19 protein-coding genes are annotated in these 17,258 nt (G+C 70.7%); 4 read left to right on the forward strand and 15 right to left on the reverse strand.

The genetic code is table 11. The annotated features are described in order from the left end of the window. The first annotated feature begins 201 nt into the window (after positions 1-201). The gene (locus H7694_RS03345) at positions 202-1,383 is read left to right on the forward strand and encodes an ROK family transcriptional regulator (RefSeq protein WP_193598136.1); all 1,182 of its coding nucleotides are present in this window, start codon (positions 202-204) and stop codon (positions 1,381-1,383) included. Between the two features lie 54 nt (positions 1,384-1,437). Here the strand turns inward: H7694_RS03345 and H7694_RS03350 are convergent, their stop codons facing one another. Further along, positions 1,438-2,958, reverse strand: coding sequence for a family 20 glycosylhydrolase (locus H7694_RS03350; RefSeq protein ID WP_193598137.1), 1,521 nt, complete (start codon positions 2,956-2,958; stop codon positions 1,438-1,440). Positions 2,959-3,061: 103 nt separating this feature from the next. Here H7694_RS03350 and H7694_RS03355 point away from each other — a divergent pair, with 103 nt between their 5' ends. The 3 genes from H7694_RS03355 (at position 3,062) to tsaE (ending at position 5,200) form a co-directional block, all read left to right on the forward strand. After that, positions 3,062-3,424 (forward strand): holo-ACP synthase, encoded by a 363-nt coding sequence (locus H7694_RS03355; RefSeq protein ID WP_193598138.1) that lies wholly within the window; start codon positions 3,062-3,064, stop codon positions 3,422-3,424. Positions 3,425-3,623: 199 nt separating this feature from the next. Further along, positions 3,624-4,721, forward strand: a complete 1,098-nt coding sequence (gene alr / locus H7694_RS03360; protein WP_193598139.1) for an alanine racemase — start codon at positions 3,624-3,626, stop codon at positions 4,719-4,721. Next, positions 4,718-5,200: a tRNA (adenosine(37)-N6)-threonylcarbamoyltransferase complex ATPase subunit type 1 TsaE gene (gene tsaE, locus H7694_RS03365; protein ID WP_413782924.1), complete on the forward strand. Its 483-nt coding sequence runs from the start codon at positions 4,718-4,720 to the stop codon at positions 5,198-5,200. Before alr ends, tsaE begins: the two co-directional genes overlap by 4 nt. A gap of 467 nt (positions 5,201-5,667) precedes the next feature. On the opposite strand, the gene csrA is transcribed toward tsaE, so the two are convergent. The 14 genes from csrA to H7694_RS03435 form a co-directional block, all read right to left on the reverse strand. Next, the gene (gene csrA, locus H7694_RS03370) at positions 5,668-5,919 is read right to left on the reverse strand and encodes a carbon storage regulator CsrA (protein WP_193598140.1); all 252 of its coding nucleotides are present in this window, start codon (positions 5,917-5,919) and stop codon (positions 5,668-5,670) included. Between the two features lie 9 nt (positions 5,920-5,928). After that, on the reverse strand, positions 5,929-8,004 hold the full coding sequence (locus tag H7694_RS03375; RefSeq protein WP_193598141.1) for a flagellar biosynthesis protein FlhA: 2,076 nt from the start codon (positions 8,002-8,004) through the stop codon (positions 5,929-5,931). Between the two features lie 40 nt (positions 8,005-8,044). Next, positions 8,045-9,145, reverse strand: a complete 1,101-nt coding sequence (locus tag H7694_RS03380; RefSeq protein WP_193598142.1) for a flagellar biosynthesis protein FlhB — start codon at positions 9,143-9,145, stop codon at positions 8,045-8,047. Further along, positions 9,142-9,903, reverse strand: coding sequence for a flagellar biosynthetic protein FliR (locus tag H7694_RS03385; RefSeq protein ID WP_193598143.1), 762 nt, complete (start codon positions 9,901-9,903; stop codon positions 9,142-9,144). Before H7694_RS03385 ends, H7694_RS03380 begins: the two co-directional genes overlap by 4 nt. 1 nt (position 9,904) lies before the next feature. Further along, a complete protein-coding gene (gene fliQ / locus H7694_RS03390) occupies positions 9,905-10,180 on the reverse strand; it encodes a flagellar biosynthesis protein FliQ (RefSeq protein WP_193598144.1) in 276 nt (91 codons plus the stop codon). Beyond that, on the reverse strand, positions 10,177-11,094 hold the full coding sequence (gene fliP, locus H7694_RS03395; protein ID WP_227468263.1) for a flagellar type III secretion system pore protein FliP: 918 nt from the start codon (positions 11,092-11,094) through the stop codon (positions 10,177-10,179). Before fliP ends, fliQ begins: the two co-directional genes overlap by 4 nt. Next, the gene (fliO, locus tag H7694_RS03400; RefSeq protein ID WP_319805277.1) at positions 11,091-11,624 is read right to left on the reverse strand and encodes a flagellar biosynthetic protein FliO; all 534 of its coding nucleotides are present in this window, start codon (positions 11,622-11,624) and stop codon (positions 11,091-11,093) included. The genes fliP and fliO overlap by 4 nt, the downstream gene beginning before the upstream one ends. Before the next feature lies 1 nt (position 11,625). Next, positions 11,626-12,285, reverse strand: coding sequence for a flagellar motor switch protein FliN (gene fliN, locus H7694_RS03405; protein WP_193598145.1), 660 nt, complete (start codon positions 12,283-12,285; stop codon positions 11,626-11,628). Then, entirely contained in the window at positions 12,282-13,202 is a 921-nt protein-coding gene (locus tag H7694_RS03410; RefSeq protein ID WP_193598146.1) for a flagellar motor switch protein FliM, read from the reverse strand. Before H7694_RS03410 ends, fliN begins: the two co-directional genes overlap by 4 nt. Before the next feature lie 45 nt (positions 13,203-13,247). Next, entirely contained in the window at positions 13,248-14,057 is an 810-nt protein-coding gene (locus tag H7694_RS03415; protein ID WP_193598147.1) for a flagellar motor protein MotB, read from the reverse strand. Continuing rightward, on the reverse strand, positions 14,054-14,890 hold the full coding sequence (locus H7694_RS03420) for a motility protein A (protein WP_193598148.1): 837 nt from the start codon (positions 14,888-14,890) through the stop codon (positions 14,054-14,056). The genes H7694_RS03415 and H7694_RS03420 overlap by 4 nt, the downstream gene beginning before the upstream one ends. After that, positions 14,890-15,120 carry a flagellar FlbD family protein gene (locus H7694_RS03425; protein ID WP_193598149.1) on the reverse strand — a complete coding sequence of 77 codons (231 nt, stop codon included), beginning with the start codon at positions 15,118-15,120 and terminating at the stop codon, positions 14,890-14,892. Before H7694_RS03425 ends, H7694_RS03420 begins: the two co-directional genes overlap by 1 nt. Before the next feature lie 468 nt (positions 15,121-15,588). Continuing rightward, positions 15,589-16,752 (reverse strand): flagellar hook protein FlgE, encoded by a 1,164-nt coding sequence (locus H7694_RS03430; protein ID WP_193598150.1) that lies wholly within the window; start codon positions 16,750-16,752, stop codon positions 15,589-15,591. A gap of 64 nt (positions 16,753-16,816) precedes the next feature. After that, positions 16,817-17,248: a flagellar hook assembly protein FlgD gene (locus tag H7694_RS03435; RefSeq protein WP_193598151.1), complete on the reverse strand. Its 432-nt coding sequence runs from the start codon at positions 17,246-17,248 to the stop codon at positions 16,817-16,819. Positions 17,249-17,258 lie beyond the last annotated feature (10 nt).

Raw genomic sequence — 17,258 nt, forward strand, 5'->3', positions numbered from 1 at the left:
GAAGCCGCGTGTTGCGACACCTCGAGAGGGAAGGGGTGACGCTCGAGGTAAATCCTCGGCTCGATCCTGCCTTGGCGGTGGGGCCGAGACGCCACGGAGACGTCCATCGCGTGGAGCGCTGAATGAGAAGCATCCCAGATGTATGCAGCATCGCTCACGTACGCTGGCCAGCGGGGCCGTCGGTAAGGTTTACTAACAAATATGCTGCAGTCAGACGGCCCCCAGGACGCGCAGGGACGCACCGCTGCATCCGCGCGCGCCTTCGGGCCGTCGCGGCGGCTCCGCTCGCGCGCGAAGCTGCTGCCCGAGCACGCACGCGGACACAATCGCGCCCTCGTACTGCAGACGCTCTACCACTCCGGGGCGATGAGCCGCGCCGACCTCGCCCGCGAGACCGGGCTCACCCGCGTGACCATCTCCGACCTCGTCTCAGAGCTCATCGCCGACGGCGTCGTCAAGGAGAAGGGGCTGCGCGAGGTATCGGGCCCCGGCAAGCCCGCGACCCTGATCGACATCGACCGCACCGGGCACCAGGTCATCGGCATCGACCTGTCGGGCTCGACCCGCTTCGAGGGTGCCGTCATGTCGCTCGACGGCGAGGTGATCACCCGCGATGCCATCGAGCGCCCGGAGGGGCGCGACGGCGACGCCACGCTCGCGGTGATGCTGCAGCTGGCCAGGCGGCTGGTGGACGCCGCCGATCAGCCGATCCTCGGCGTCGGCATCGGCACGCAGGGCGTGGTCAGCGCCGACGGCGTGGTGCTCAGCTCGCCCAACCTCGGCTGGCACGGCCTGCCGCTGCAGGCGCGCACGAGCCTCGAGCTCGGCCTGCCCGTGATCGTGCGCAACGACGCCAACGCCGCCGTGCTCGCGGAGTACACGTTCGGCGCGGAGCGCAGCGACTTCATCCTCATCAAGATCGGCCGCGGTGTCGGTGCCGGACTCATCTCGGGAAGCCAGCCGCTGGTCGGCAGCCGGTTCGCCGCGGGTGAGATCGGGCACGTCGTGGTCGGCACCGACGGCGGGCCGCGCTGCGTTTGCGGCCGGGACGGGTGCCTGGAGGCATGGCTGAACGTCGGTCGGCTCACGGCGGCGATCGAGGCGGACCCCGAATCCCGCGACAGCGTGCTGCACGACGCCGGGGCGCGCATGGCGATCGGCATCGCGCCGATCGTCGCCGCCCTCGACCTGTCGGACATCGTGCTGTCGGGGCCGACCGAGCTGCTCTCGGACGTCTTCATCCGCGCGGCGATCGACACGCTCCGCGAGCGCACCCTCGCCGAGGTCTTCGACGACGTCGTGATCCGCGTCACCGCACAGCAGGACATCGTGCTGCGCGGCGCGGCGGTCATGGTGCTCTCGGATCAGCTGGGGATCTCGTAGGCCTGCCGCCGGGCCGGGCTGACGGGGTCAGTCCGCCGGGCCGGGCTGCCGGTGTCAGTCCGCCGGCAGCGTGACCTGCACGCCCGACTCGCGCAGCACGGGAGCCAGGTGCTCGAGGCGGCTGCGGTAGGACTCCCACGTGCGGCCCTCGGCATCCCGCGGCGACCAGGCGACCTCGGCGTGCGCGGTCACCCGCGGGTACACCAGGGCGTCGGACTGGCCGAACGTCTCGATCGTCTCCGACCACAGCGGCGCCTCGACGCCCAGGATCGCCGACTCGGGTACGTCGACCACGTCGGCCGGCTCCCAGTCGTACGCCAGGCGCAGCGGAACGATGCCCGCCCACGACAGCCCCAGCAGGAAGTCGGCGTGCGGCTTCATGTCGAGGTACGTGCGATCCGACGGCGACATGATCAGCGCGCCGCCGCGCTCGACGAAGTGGATCGCCTCCTTGGCGTGCGAGCCCTTCGGCTCGACGCTGCCCCAGTACTGGCCGATCGTGCCCTCGGCGATGTCCTGCACGGCGCCGGCCTCGTGCCAGGCGACCGGGGTCTTGCCGGTGCCGGCGGCGATGCGCGTGACGCGCTCGAAGAACGCCGCGAAGTCCGCCGCCGGGGTGCCCAGGCATTCATCGCCGCCCACGTGCAGGTATGGGCCGGGGGTCATCTCGGCGACCTCGGTGAGCACGTCGGTGACGAACCCGTAGGTGCGCTCGTCGTGGATGCGCACCGAGGAGTGCCCGACCGCCCAGCCGGCGTAGTGCTCGCCGTGCACGGGGTCGGGCTGGCCCAGCCGCTTGGCATCGGCCCGTGACTGCTCGGTCAGCCAGGGCTGCTCGACCAGGTCGGGGTAGGCGACGCCGACGGCGTGCGTGTGGCCGGGCAGGTCGATCTCGGGCACGACCGTGATGTGCCGGCGGGTCGCGTAGTCGACGATCCCGGCGTAGTCGGCCTTGGTGAAGAACCCGCCGGCGCCGCCGGTGGAGTCACCCGACGCGGCACGCTCGGTCAGCAACGGCCACGAGTCGATCTGGATGCGCCAGCCCTGGTCGTCGGTCAGATGCAGGTGCAGGTGGTTGAACTTCAGCGCCGCGGCGCGATCGATGAAGGTCTTCACGTCGTCGACGCCGAAGAAGTGCCGGGCGACGTCGAGCATCACGCCGCGGTAGGCGAAGCGGGGTGCGTCCTCGATGAGCAGGCGGGGGAGGGCCCAACCCGTGTCTGCGCGGTGGAGCAGCTGCAGCAGGGTGCGGGTTCCGTAGAACAGGCCCGCGGCATCCGGTGCGGTGATGCGGACGCTCTCACCGCGGCTGTCGATGGTGTGGCTCTCAGGGGCGCCCTCGCCCTCGAGGGCGAGGATGATCGCCGCGCCCGCGGCATCCGACTCCGCGGCATCCGACTCCGCGGCATCCGACTCTGCGGCATCCGCGCCGAAGCGGTCGGCGAGGTCGCGCCGCAGCAGTGCGGCGGTCTCGGGGTGGCCCTCGACGCCGAGGGACACGAGCTCGAGCACGCCGTCGCCTGCACTGACGCGGGCAGGCAGGGGGATGAGCGGCAGCGAATCAGTAAAGGGCATGAACAAAACCTAGCCTGACCGGATGCCGTACGCCAGAACCCGGATCGTGCCGCAGACGCGGGCGCGCCACGGCCTGACGGACGCCGCCGAGTAGGCTGGGCGGGTGATCATCGGCACCGGTATCGACCTCGTGGACATGGCGCGGTTCGAGCGTTCGGTGACCCGCACGCCCCGGCTGCTGGAGCGCCTGTTCACCCCGGCCGAGCAGACCCTGCGGCTGCGTTCGCTGGCCGCGCGGTACGCCGCGAAAGAGGCGCTGATCAAGGCGCTCGGCGGCAGCGACGGGGTGTACTGGACCGAGATCGAGATCGCCTCCGAGCCCTCGGGGCGTCCGCACTTCGTGCTCAGCGGCTCGACCGCCCAGGTCGTGTCCGAGCGCGGCATCACCGCGCTGCACCTGAGCATGACCCACGACGCCGGCCTCGCCGCGGCCTACGTGATCGCCGAACGAGTGGATCTGCCATGACGACAAACTCCGCGTCCCCCGCCCGCGACCTCCCCCTCATCGCCGAAACCCCTCGTGGTCGTCGAGACCCCCGCGTATTCGCGTCAGCAGGGAGGGGTCTCGGCGCTCAGGAGGGGTTTCGACGGGTGGGGACGGAGGCCGCGCACGAACGTCGCGTCGCGCGCGCGAGACGTGTGACCCGCGACAGAGGGGATGTCGCATGACCACGCCGTTCCGTGAGGCAACGATCGACCTCGGTGCGGTCGCCGACAACGTCCGCCACCTGCGCAAGCTGACCGGTGTCGAGGTGATCGGCGTCGTCAAGGCCAACGGCTACGGTCATGGTGCGCCCGCCGTCGCGACCGCCGCGCTCGCCGGAGGCGCCACGCGCATCGGCACCGCCACGCTCGAGGAGTCGTTCGCGCTGCGCCGCGCCGGCATCACCGCGCCGCTCATGGCCTGGCTGCACGAACCGGGCCGGCGCTTCCACGACGCGGTCGAGGCGAACATCGAGATCGGCGTCTCCTCGCTCGAGCAGCTCACCGCGACGGCGGAGTCGGCACCGGCATCCGTCCATCTCAAGGTCGACACCGGCCTCTCGCGCAATGGCATCGCCGCGCACGACCTCGACCGGGTGCTCGCGGAGGCGGCGCGGCTCGACCGCATCGGCCGCATCCGGATCGTCGGGATCTTCAGTCACCTCTCCGGGGCCAGCCCCGATGACGACCGTGCGCAGCTGGCACGGTTCGAGCAGATCCTCGCGCAGGCCGAATCCTTCGGCATCCGTCCCGAGATCCGTCACCTCGCCGCGACCGCCGGCGCGATCTCGCTGCCCGAGGCGCGCCTCGACGCCGTGCGGGTCGGGCTCGGTCTGTACGGGCTCTCGCCGTTCGCCGGACGCAGCTCGGCAGATCTCGGACTGCAGCCGGCGATGACGCTGCGGGCGTCGGTCGCGGCCGTGCGCCGCGTGCCCATCAGCACCGGTGTCTCGTACGACTACGCGTACCGCACCGACCGTGAGACCACCCTCGCACTCGTGCCCCTCGGCTACGCCGACGGCGTGCCCAGGCAGGCATCCGGACGCGGCCCCGTGCTCATCGGCGGACGGCAGTACCGTGTCGCCGGCCGCATCGCGATGGACCAGTTCGTCGTCGACGTGGGCGACGCCCCCGTCGCCGTGGGCGACGAAGTGGTGCTGTTCGGCGACCCGACGCTGGGTCAGCCGTCGGCGACCGACTGGGCGGATGCCGCGGGCACCATCAACTACGAGATCGTGACGCGCATCGGCGACCGCGTGCCGCGCCGGACCGTGTCGTGAGCGTCGACGCGGCGCTGATCGGCCGGCACGAGATCACCACCTCGGATGCCATGGAGCGCCTCGGTCTGCGCATCGGCGAGCAGCTGCAGGCCGGCGACGTGCTCGTGCTGACCGGACCGCTCGGCGCGGGCAAGACGACCTTCACGCGGGGTCTCGCCGAGGGGCTGGGCGTGCGCGGACCCGTGCAGAGCCCGACGTTCGTCATCGCCCGCACGCATCCGTCGCTGGTCGGTCGCGCGCCGCTCGTGCACGTCGACGCCTACCGGCTCGGATCGGCGGCGGAACTTGACGACCTCGACATCGACTTCGCGCGATCGGTGGTCGTCATCGAGTGGGGCCGGCCGATGGCATCCGCCGTCGCGGACTCGTGGTGGGACATCGAGATCGAGCGTCCGGTCGGCGGCGTGGGAGACCTCGCCGACGAGGACCTGGATGCCGACGCCCCGCGCTTCGTGACCATCGCCCGCGTCGCCGCGTAGCCCGTCGCGGCTGCGGCGGCTCCCGTTCGCTCGCGCCCCCTGCACTCGCTCGCGGGTCCCGAATGGCTGCATCCGTTGGCGCGAGGTCACCATGTGGGACCCGCGAACTGGGGGTGGGGGTCTGTGACGCGCGGGGGGCGGTGCTGCGCGCTGGCCCTGTTCGCTCGCGGGTCCCGAATGGCTGCATTCGTTGGCGTGAGGCCACCATGTGGGACCCGCGAATCTGGGGGTGGGGTCTGCGTCGAGAGGGGGGCGGTGCTGCGCGCTGGCCCCCTGCACTCGCGGGTCCCGAATGGCGGCATCCGTTGGCGCGAGGTCACCATGTGGGACCCGCGAACCTGGGGGTGGGGTCGGCGACGAGAGGGCGGGGCGGTGCTGCGCGCCGGGCCTGCTCGCTCGCGGGTCCCGAATGGCTGCATCTGAGGGCCCGAGGCCGCCATTCGGGACCCGCGAACCCGGCGTGCGGGTCAGGGCTGGGCGTCGCGGCGGCGGGCGAGCGCGGCGACGATGGCATCCGCGGCGTCCGCTCCGGCGCCGGTGTCGGCGGCGGCGGTGTTCTCGGCCACGACGGCGTTCACGATCTCGGAGCGCTGGATGCGGGTCTCACGGGGGGCGTTCACCCCGATGCGGATGCTGTCGCCCTTGATGTCGAGCAGCGTGACCTCGATCTCGCCGCCGATCAGAACGCTCTCACCGATCTTCCTCGTCAACACCAGCATCGTTTCAGCCTACTGGTCTGCCGGCACGAGACCGCTGACCGCCTGCTGCGCGCCGTCGCGGACGACTCCGACGGTCTCGATCCCGAACGCCCCGGTGGCCTCGGTGTACGACAGCACGGGCAGCCCGTCGGTCTGCGCCGACACCATGCGTCGCACGGCCGAGCGCAGCGACGGCGCGCACACGAGCACCGGCTCGCCTCCGTCACCGGCGGATGCCGCGGCAACGGCCTGGCGCACCGACTCGACGACCGCCTCCATGCGGTGCGGGTCGAAGACGATCTGCGGGCCATCGTCGCCCATCCGCAGGCTCTCGAGCATCGCCTGCTCGAGCAGCGGGTTGATCATGATCACGCGCAGCGTGCCGCCCTCGGCGAACCGCGCCGCGATGGCGGGGCCGAGCGCGGCACGGGCGGCCTCGATGAGCCCCTCGGGGTCGGTCGACGTCTTCGCGCGCAGCGCGAGCGCCTCGTAGATGCGGCTGAGGTCGTTGATCGGCACCCGCTCGGCCAGCAGCCCCTGCAGCACCCGCTGGATCTCGGCCAGCGACAGCAGTGCTGGCGTGAGCTCCTCCACCGCCGAGGGCGAGACCTGCTTGAGCGCGTCGGTGAGCTGACGCACATCCTCGCGGCTGAGCAGCCGTGCGGCGCCCGCGTGGATCACGCTCGACAGGTGCGTGATGACCACGCTCGCCCGGTCGACGGTGGTCGCCCCGGCGAGTTCGGCGCTGTGCCGCATCTCCACCGGGATCCACTTGCCCTCCAGACCGAAGACCGGGTCGTGCACGGCGGCTCCCGGCAGCGAGTCCAGGCCCGAGCCGAGGGCCAGCATCCTTCCCGGCGGCACGACGCCGCGTGCGGCCTCGACGCCGGCGATGCGGATGACATAGGTCGAGGGCGGCAGCTCCACGCTGTCGCGGGTGCGCACGGGCGGCACGATCAGGCCGAGGTCCAGCGCGATGCGGCGGCGCAGCGACCGCACCCGGGCGAGCAGGTCGTCGGGCCCGCCGGTGACGAGGTCGACGACGTCGGAGGCGAGCAAGATCTCCAGCGAGTGCACCCGCATCCGCTCCATGAGATCTTCGTTGCTGTCGCCCGACGGGGCGTCGGGCGATGCGGCCTCGGCGGCGGCGGCCTCCGCCGCGGCATCCTTCTGGTTCGCCTTGATCCGCTGGGCGGCGAGGATCAGCAGCCCGCCGATGGCGATGAAGGTGAGCATCGGCATGCCGGGGATGAACGACATGACGATCGCCGCGCAGCCGGCGATGTTCAGCGCCGTCACCGACTGGCCCAGCTGCGCGAACGACTCGCTGCCCATCTCGGTCTCGGCGTTCGAGCGGGTGACGATCATGCCCGTCGACACGGCCATCAGCAGCGCCGGGATCTGGGTGACCAGGCCGTCGCCGATCGTCAGCAGGCTGTAGGTGCTGACCGCCTCGTCGATGGCCATCTCGTGCTGCACCATGCCGATGGCGATGCCGCCGATGACGTTGATGATGATGATCACCAGGCCCGCGATCGCGTCGCCCTTGACGAACTTCGAGGCACCGTCCATGGCGCCGTAGAAGTCGGCCTCGGCGGCCACCTCCGCACGGCGCTCGCGCGCCTGCGCGTCGGTGATGAGGCCGGCGTTGAGGTCTGCGTCGATGGCCATCTGCTTGCCGGGCATGGCGTCGAGGGTGAAGCGCGCGCCGACCTCGGCGACGCGCTCGGCGCCCTTGGTGACCACGACGAACTGGATCACCACGAGGATGAGGAATACCACCGCGCCGATGATGAGCGACCCGCCGACGGCGATGTGGCCGAACGCCTCGATCACCTGACCGGCGTACGCCTCACCCAGCACGAGACGGGTGGATGCGACGTTCAAGCCGAGCCGGAACAGCGTCGCCACGAGCAGCAGCGACGGGAAGACCGAGAAGTCCAGCGGCTTGCGGATGAACATCGTCGTCAGCAGGATGACCAGCGCGAACAGGATGTTCAGGATGATCAGCACGTCCAGCAGCAGCGGCGGCACCGGCACCACGAGCAGCATGATGATGCCCACCACGGCGATCGGCACCGCGATCCTGTTCAGCATTCCGCGCATGCGGTCCTCCTCGTCATCATCCTCGTCATCGTCATCGTCGTCATCCGGCCGCCGCCCCCGCTGCGCTCGGCACGGGCAGGGAATGGATGCCGCGCGCGGACCCGCGCCGGCGCAGCATGTCGACGAACACCAGCACCCGGGCGACGGCGGTGTACAGCTCTTCGGGGATCTCCTGCCCCAGCTCGCAGGCGGCGTGCAGCGCGCGGGCGAGCGGGATGTCGCGCACCATCGGCACCCCGGCCTCCTTGGCGCGGTCGCGGATGCGCTCGGCGATGACGCCCTTGCCCTTCGCGACGACCTTCGGGGCCGACCGGCCGACGTCGTAGCGCAGAGCCACCGCGACGTGGGTGGGGTTCACGAGCACGACGTCCGATCCCGAGACCGCCGCGATCATGCGGTTGCGGCTCATCGCCAGCTGCCGCGAGCGACGCTGCTGGCGGATGAGCGGGTCGCCCTCGGAGTTCTTGTTCTCGTCGCGCACCTCGCGCTTGGTCATGCGGGTGTGCTTGGTGTTGCGGCGCATCACGACGAAGACGTCGATGGCCGCCAGCCCCAGTCCCACCGCGATCGCGACCTGCAGCAGGGCGGCCGTGCCGTCGGCGGCGATGGTCAGCAGCCGCGAGACCGAGTGCGCCCCGGCGACCGAGAGCACGGGAACCAGGGTGGCGATCACGGCCCACAGCGCCAGGGCGATCGCCCCCGTCTTCAGCAGTGCCTTCGCGCCCTCCCACAGCGCCTGCAGCCCGAAGATGCGCTTCATGCCCGAGACGAGATTGAACTGCTCGTAGCGGCCCGACAGCTTGCGCATCCGCACGCCGCCCTGCACGACCGCGCCGACCAGGGTGACCACGACGACGGCTGTCAGCAGCGTGCCCAGGGTCGGCATGATCGAGCCGAGTCCCAGGCCGAGCACGCCGAGCGCGGCGGCCGGCGACGGGTCGCGCATCACCGACGAGAGCGTGATCAGCTGCTCGGTGCCGGCCGAGGCGCCGGCCGAGACCGCCGCGGGCATGGTGATCGCCGCGGCCATGATCCCCAGCCACGCGGTGAGGTCCTGGCTGCGCGAGAGCCGGCCCTTCTGCCGCGCTTCGCGCAGGTGCTTCTCGGTGGCTTTCTCGCTGCGCTCACCGCTGTCGCTCATCGCCCCACCCCCTGCATCATCCTCAGGGCCTGCGAGGTGAGGGCGTCGACGATGCCCGGCAGGGCGATGAACGTGAAGCCGACGAGCACCAGGGTGAGCAGGATCTTGATCGGGAAGCCCATCGCGAAGGCGTTCAGCGCCGGGGCGACGCGGGTGATCAGACCGAGTCCGGCGTCGGCGAGGAACAGCACGAGCAGCAGGGGACCGGCGATCTGCACGGTCGCGAGGAACATCTGCACCAGGCCGTCGACCAGCAGCTGCGCCGGCGACGACAGGTCGAACACGCCGTCGATCGGCACGACGTCGAAGCTGCGCGCCAGCCCGCCCAGCACCACCTGATAGCCGCCCGAGGCGAACAGCAGGGCGAGCGCGGTGAGGTGGAACAGCCGGGTGAACTGGGCGCCGTTGATCTGCGAGTGCGGGTCGAAGGCCTGCGCGAGCTGGAACCCGCCGAACACGTCGATCAGGCTTCCCGCGCCCTGCACCGCCGAGAAGCACAGCATCACGAGAAAGCCGAGCAGCGCGCCGGTGAGCACCTGCAGCGTGAGCGCGCCGAAGAATGCCGCCGTGCCCAGGCTCTCGTAGCCGGGGGTGACCGTCCCCGACAGGGCGAGGGCGACCGCCACGGCGAGCATCGCCTTGATCCGCACCGGGATCGCGCCGTATGAGAACGGCGGCGCGATCATCACGAACGCGGTGACGCGGACCCCGGCGAGCATGGTCGCCTCGATCCAGGCGAAGTCGATCGGGATGAACACCTCAGCCGCCGCTCAGCAGCATCGGGATGCGGTCGAACATCATCTCGGTGAACTGCACGATCTCTGAGATCATCCAGTTGCCGGCGATCAGCAGCGCGATGCCGACCGCGACGATCTTCGGGACGAACGACAGCGTCACCTCCTGCACCTGGGTGATCGACTGCAGCAGTGAGATGGCGAACCCGACCACGAGCGCGGTCACCAGCAGGGGAGCAGCCAGCTTCGCGGCGATGATCAGGCCCTGCGTCCCGATGTCGAGTACGGCTTCGGGACTCATCCGACACCTCCATAACTCTCCAGCAGGGTGCGCACGATGAGCCCCCAGCCGTCGACGAGGATGAACAGCAGGATCTTGAACGGCAGCGAGATCATCACGGGCGGAAGCATCATCATGCCCATCGACATCAGCGCCGCGGCGACCACGAGGTCGATCACGAGGAACGGCACGAAGATGACGAACCCGATGATGAACGCGGCCCGCAGCTCCGAGATCATGAACGCCGGGATGAGCGTGTGCATCGGCACGCTCTGCGGGTCGTCGGGGTTCGGCAGAGACGCGATGCGCGTCATCAGCGCGAGGTCCTCTTCGCGGGTGTAGCGCAGCATCCAGTCCCGCAGCGGCGGCTGGCCGAGATCGAACGCCTGCGCGAACGTGATCGACCCGTCGATGTACGGCTGCACCGCGACCTCGTTGATGTCGGTGAGCACCGGCCACATGATGAACAGCGACAGGAACAGGGCGAGCCCGGCGAGCACCTGGTTCGGCGGGATGGTCGGCAGCGACAGCGCGTTGCGGGTCATCGCCAGCACCACGAAGATCTTCGTGAACGACGACATCATCAGCAGCAGCGCGGGTGCGATCGAGAGCACCGTGATGCCCAGCAGCGTGAGGATCGACGTCGACGGCGTCCCGTCGACGCCATTGATGTCGATCGTGATCCCCTCGCCCTCCGGCTCGGTCGGAGGGATCGGAGCCTCGGGGTCCTCGGGGTCGGTGACGGCGGCGGGGATGGTCAGATCTGCGGATGCCGTGGCGGCGGATGCTGTTGTCGCGGCCGCCTGCGCGCCGGCCACACCGGCCCCTGCCGCCTGTGCGCTCGCACCGGAGCCGAGCGCTGCGGCGCCGGCGAGCAGCAGACCGCAGATGAACAGGAGGATGCCGCGCGCCCCCCGCGCTGCCGGCCGGATCATCGCGTGCGTCGCAGGAACTCGGCGGTCTGCCGCCAGGTCTCGGGGGAGAGGATCGACCCGCGCAGCGGGTCGGCTCGACGGGTGCGGCGGTGGCGTCGCAGCGACGGCTGGTCCGCGGATGCCGCAGCCTCGGCCGCGAGCAGCCGCTCGAACTCGCCGCGCGACGACGGGGCCGCCTGGCCCGCGGCATCCGCGTCGCGTGCGACGGCATCCGATCCCGCCGGAACGATCTCGGGGGCGGCGGATGCCGGCGTCGAGTGCAGCACGGGGTGCGTGACGTGTCCGGCGGGCAGGCTGTCGAGCAGGTTCACGCCGTGCTCGGTGACGCCGAGCACGTACCGGCGGTCGTCGGTCTCGACGATCACGAGCTGCGCCTTGGCACCCAGCGAGCGACGGCTCACGACCGTGACCTCGGCCTCGTCGCGGCGCTGCGTCATCCGTTTGCCGACCCGGCGCTGTACATACCAGAGCAGCCCGAGCACCGCCGCCAGCGAGAGGGCGACGCGCAGCAGCAGGAGCAGCTCGTCCAGGTCAGACCTCGGCGTTCTCGAGGATCCGGGTGATGCGCACCGCGTAGTCCTGGTCGACCACGACGATCTCGCCGTGCGCGATGACCCGGCCGTTCAGCAGCACGTCGGCCGGTGCGCCGGCCGAGCGGTCGAGCTCGACGATGCGGCCGGGCTCGAGGTCGAGCACGTCACGCACGGCCATGCGAGTGCGGCCGATCTCGACCGTCAGGTCCATCTCGACGCCGGCGATGCGCTGCAGGCGACGCGAGGCGGCAGGTGCCGACTGCGGGCTGTGCGTGATGCGCACGGCGATCCGGCCGATCGTGCGTCCGGTGTCGTCCTGCAGATCGAACAGCTGCGTCGCCGGGTGCGAGAACACCGCCGAGGCGTCGCCCGCGGTCACGGCGTCCAGCCGTCCGGCGCCCAGGGCGCCTGCCGCCGACTCCAGCGGACCCTGCAGGCGGTCGGTGAGAGCGGCATCCGCCAGCCCGTCGATGAGCGCGTCGGGCTCGAGGATCTGCACGGCGATCTGGGCGCTGGCCTCGCCGACGTATGTGACGATCACGGCATCCCCGGTGTCGCCCGACGCCTGCGACGCGACGGCCGTGGTCGGCGCGGCGGTGGGCAGCCGTGCCGCGAAGGCGGCGGCCACGGCGGATTCGAAGGCGATGGTGGTGGTCACGGAGTCTCCTGAGCGGGGGCGGTGGCGGCGTTCGTCGAGGTGACGATGCAGGCGAGGCGGGCGCCGCTGGCGCCGACCGCGGCGGTCGCGACCGAGTGGTCGCCGACCATCAGATCCAGCGGGCGGTCCGCGGCATGCGGGAAGGTGAGCAGATCGCCGACGGCGAGGTCGAGCACCTCGTGCGGGCGCACGGTGCGCGGCGCCAGCCGCAGCGCCAGCTCGATCGGCGTGTACTCGACGTGACGGTCGATCACACCGGCCTCGGCGCCGTCGGCGGGGCCGGTGGCGCCGGCGGTGAACGACTGCAGGATCACCGTCGCGGGCAGCATGATGCTCGCCTCCAGCGGGCGCCCGCCGGAGAGGATCGAGAAGTGCGCGACGATCACCGGCTCGTTCGCGGCGGCCACCTGGGTGAACTGCGAGCTGTGCTGGATGCCGGCGATCGTGATGCCCTCGGGCAGCAGACCGTCCAATGAATGGGTGAGATGCTCCACGGCATCCGTCATCACCGAGCGCACCAGCGCCTGCTCGATGTGGGTGAGCGGGCGGCCCTCCGTGGTGTCGACCGCCCGGCCACCGACCATCTGCACGACCCAGGCGGTCGCCAGCGACGCGGGGAACTGGATGACCGCGCGCGCGTCGGTGCCGGGGATCGCGCACACCACGAGCGTCGTGGCCGGGGGGAGCGTGCGACCGTACTCGTCGTAGGTCTGCATCGCCACCGACTCGACGGCCACATGCGCGCGGCCGTGCGTGCGGGCGGACAGCTGCGAACCCCACTGGCGCGAGAACGTCTCGAACGACATCTCCAGCACGCGGGCGTGCTCGCGCGACAGGGTCGTCGAACGGCCGAAATCGTACAGTTCGACTTCGGCTCCGCCGCGCACGTCTGAACGCGCGCTGTCCTCGATCACCACGACCCCGACTATCGGGCGGTGATCCGCGCGCGTAAGCAGTCTGTGTCAGCGAACCGGTGAGCTCGCCTGCAGACCCGGAAGCAGCTGGCGCACCTCCTCCTCGGCATCCGAGAGGATGACGACGTCGACGCGGCGGTTCTTCGCGAGCGCCTCCTTCGAGCGGCCCTCCGCGATGGGCCTGGCGTCGCCGAATCCGACCGATTTGATCGCGGCCGGGTTGATGCCGTCCGCCTCGACCAGACGCCGCAGCACCTGGGTCGCGCGGGCGGACGAGAGCTCCCAGTTCGTCGCGAACGGGGCGGCCGACTGGCGGTTGTCGGCGTGCCCTTCGACGGAGATCTCATTCGGCACCGTCACGAGCACGGCTCCGAGCGCATCGATGATGCGCACCGCGACGTCGCTGAGCGCGGTGCTGTTCGTGGCGAAGAAGGTCTCGGCGCTGACCAGGCTGACCGTCAGCCCGCGCGCGTCGATCGTGAACGTCGCCTTGTCGCCCAAGCCGTTCTGCTCGAGCGCGGTGCGCAGGCGCTCGCGCAGGGCCGAGAGGTTGTCGAACTCCTTCTGCGCGGCGCTCAGCTCGACGTCGGCGAAGGCCTCGCCGTCCTCGTCGACCAGCTCGGCGGGCACGATCACGCCCTCGGAGACGTCGATGCGCTCGCTCTCCTCCTGACCGAAGCCGGTCGCCAGCGACGAACGCAGCGCGTCGAACTTCTGCTGGTCGACGGATGACATGGCGAACAGCACGATGAACATGCACATGAGCACCGTGACCATGTCGAGGTACGATGCCATCCACCGCTCGTCGGGGCCGCTGTGCCCCTCGGGTTCGACGCGACGGCGCCGGCGGATGCTCATGATCCGAACCCGGCCAGTGGCGGCGTACCGTCACGGGTGCTGCCGACCTTGTCGGTCTTGTTCTTGCTCTTGCCCTTGCCCGGCTTCGCGGCATCCGAGACGAGGGCGCTGAGCCGCTCCTCGACGAACGTGGGCGCGGCGCCGGCCTGCACGGCCAGCATCCCCTCCATCAGCACGGTCATGCGCTCGAGTTCGAGCTCGCCCAGACGCTGCAGACGCCCGCCGATCGGCAGCCAGATGAAGTTCGCCGACAGCAGCCCCCACAGCGTGGCGACGAAGGCGGCGGCGATCAGGGGTCCGAGGGTGTCCGGTTTGTCGAGCTTCTCGAGCACGTGGGTGAGCGACACGACGGTGCCGATGATGCCCACGGTGGGTGCGAACCCGCCGAGAGTCATGAAGAAACGCGAGGCCGTGCGGTTGCGGGCGGCGGCCGAGGCGATCTCGTCTTCGAGCAGCACGCGCAGGTCTTCGGCGTCGATGCCGTCGGCGATGCTCTGCAGTGCCTGGCGCAGGAACGGGTCCTTCTCGTCCGAGACGCCCTGCTCGAGCGACAGCAGGCCCTCGGTGCGCGCCTTCTCGGCGTAGCCGACGACGGTGGCGATCACGCTGCGGGGCGAGCGGCGGTCGCCGCGGAACGCACGGCCGAGCGACTTGACCGCCTGCATGGCGTCGCGCAGCGTGCCGCTGGCGATGCCGACCGCGATCGTGCCGCCGAAGACCAGCACCATGGGGGCGGGCAGCAGCAGCGCCGAGATCGAGGCACCCTCCATGCTGATCATCGCCAGCAGGGCGCCGAACGCGAGGGCGAGTCCGACGATGAGTCCGAGATCCATCAGCTGTTCTCCGTCCAGCGCGGGGTGGAGGAGGAGAGGCGCGTCGCCTGCGCGAGCACGCGGGCGCGGAAGTCGGCGATCTGCGAGATCAGCTCGTCCATGGTCTCGCGCACGACGAAACGGGCCCCGTCGACCATGATGATCGTCGTGTCGGGTGACTCCTGCACGCGTTCGATCAGGTCAGGGTTCACCGCGAACCGGCTGCGGTTCAGGCGCGTGACGACGATCATGGGCTCCATCCTGGAAGATCGGCTCCGGCGCGGGGTCGGAGCGGCGACGGCCCATCCTGGTCCGTCGGCGAGGACTGTCGGCAGCTTCCCGCCGTGCGTAAGCGGGCGGGGTTCCCTGTTCGCGGGTCATCCCATCCCTCGAGGTGTCGCAACACGCGGTGTCGGGGGTGGGGGATGCCGCGTGTTGCGCCACCTCGAGCAGGGTGCATCCCCTCTTCCTTGGCGGGTCCGACATGGCTGCCTCGGGGCGGGGGATGCCGCCATTCGGGACTCGCGAGCGTGAAGAGGGCGCCCCACCCTGCCCATTGAGGTGTCGCAACACGCGGTGTCGGGGGTGGGGGATGCCGCGTGTTGCGCCACCTGAAGCAGGGTGCGCGGGGTGGGGCAAGGACGAGAACGGCGCGAGCGCCGGATGCCGAGGAGGCATCCGGCGCTCGCGAGAAGAATGCAGCAGCGAAGAGCGCGCGGTCAGCGCTTGAGGTTGGTCAGCTCCTGCAGCACCTCGTCGCTGGTCGTGATGATGCGGGCGTTGGCCTGGAAGCCGCGCTGCGCGACGATCAGGTTCGTGAACTCCTGCGACAGGTCGACGTTCGACATCTCCAGCACGCCGCTGATGATGCCACCCAGGCCCTCGTCGCCGGCCTGGCCGATGGTGGCCTGACCCGAGTTCGCGGTCGGCCGGAACTGCGACGAGCCGGCCTTCTCGAGTCCGCCGGGGTTGGTGAACCCGGCCAGCGAGATGCGGGCCAGCACCTGCGTGTCGCCGTTGCTGAACGTGCCCATCAGGCTGCCGTCCTCGGTGAGCGCGTACGAGCTGAGGGTGCCGGCCTGGCGTCCGTCCTGCCCGGTCAGGGCGACCGAGCTGATGTCGGCGTACCCGGTGATCGCCGACAGATCGACGGTGATCCCCGTGGTCGTCGTCAGCGAGCTCGGGCCGGCCTGCACGCCGTTGACGAACGCCAGCGAGGTGGGCGTGCCGCCCTCGTGGGAGACATCCCAGCCGGTGCCGGTGCGCTCGAAGGTGAGGCGCAGGGTGGATGCCGTGCCATCGGCCGAGTACACCTGGATGTCGCGCACGAGCTGGTCGCCGACAGCGGCATCCGAGGGCAGGTTGCCGCTCGCGGTCGCGCCGGTGGTGGCGACGGCTGGCACGACCGCGCCGACCGGCAGTGTGATGTCGCCGACGGCCTGGCCGGCGGTGATCACGCCGTCCTGCGCAGTCCAGCCCTGCACGAGCGCGCCGTCGACCGTGGTCAGGCGGCCCGCCGCGTCGAACGAGAACCCGCCGTTGCGGGTGTAGAGCGTCTCGCCGCCGGCGCGGACCATGAAGAAGCCGTCGCCGGCGATCATCAGGTCGGTGGGCACACCGGTCGGCTGGGGTGCGCCGGTGGTGAAGTTGGTGCGGATGCCGGCGAGCTGCACGCCCAGGCCGACCTGCGCGGGGTTCGAGCCGCCGGCGTCGTTGCGGGGGCCGGTGGAGTTCTGCACGAGCTGCGAGAGCGAGTCCTGGAACTGCGCTGCCGACGACTTGAAGCCGACGGTGTTGACGTTGGCGATGTTGTTGCCGGTGACGTCGAGCATGGTCTGGTGCGTGCGCAGGCCCGAGATGCCGGCGAAGAGCGAACGGAGCATGGTGTGCCTTTCAGGGGGAAGGTCTGGGGGAGAAGGTCAGAGGGGAGAATCAGGGGGGGGGAGATCAGGATGCTGAGGAGGAGCCGGCCCGCAGCCCCGAGACGGCGTCGAGCGGGATGCTCTTGTCGCCGATCGTGACCATCGGAACGCTGCCGGCGAACGAGACCGAGCTGACGATGCCGGTCTGCGTGACACCGTCGGCGTCGACGTACTCGGCCTGGGTGCCGATGAGCGCCGCGGCGGTCTGACGCATGCTCAGCGCGAAGCTCTCGGACGTCATCGTCGTCAGCTGCGTGAGCTGCTCCATCGAGGCGAGCTGCGTGGTCTGCGCGATCATCTCGTTGGTGTTCATCGGCGAGCTCGGGTCCTGATTCGACAGCTGGGCGACCAGCAGCTTCAGGAACACCTCGGAGTCGAGCGTCTTCTTCTGGGTGGTCGGGGCGACGGTGCTGCCGGTGTGCAGCCCCGGCGCGGTGACCGGTTCGACGGAGGTCATCGTTCTCCTT

This window comes from Microbacterium sp. YJN-G (assembly GCF_015040615.1).
In the GTDB taxonomy this organism is placed as follows: domain Bacteria; phylum Actinomycetota; class Actinomycetes; order Actinomycetales; family Microbacteriaceae; genus Microbacterium.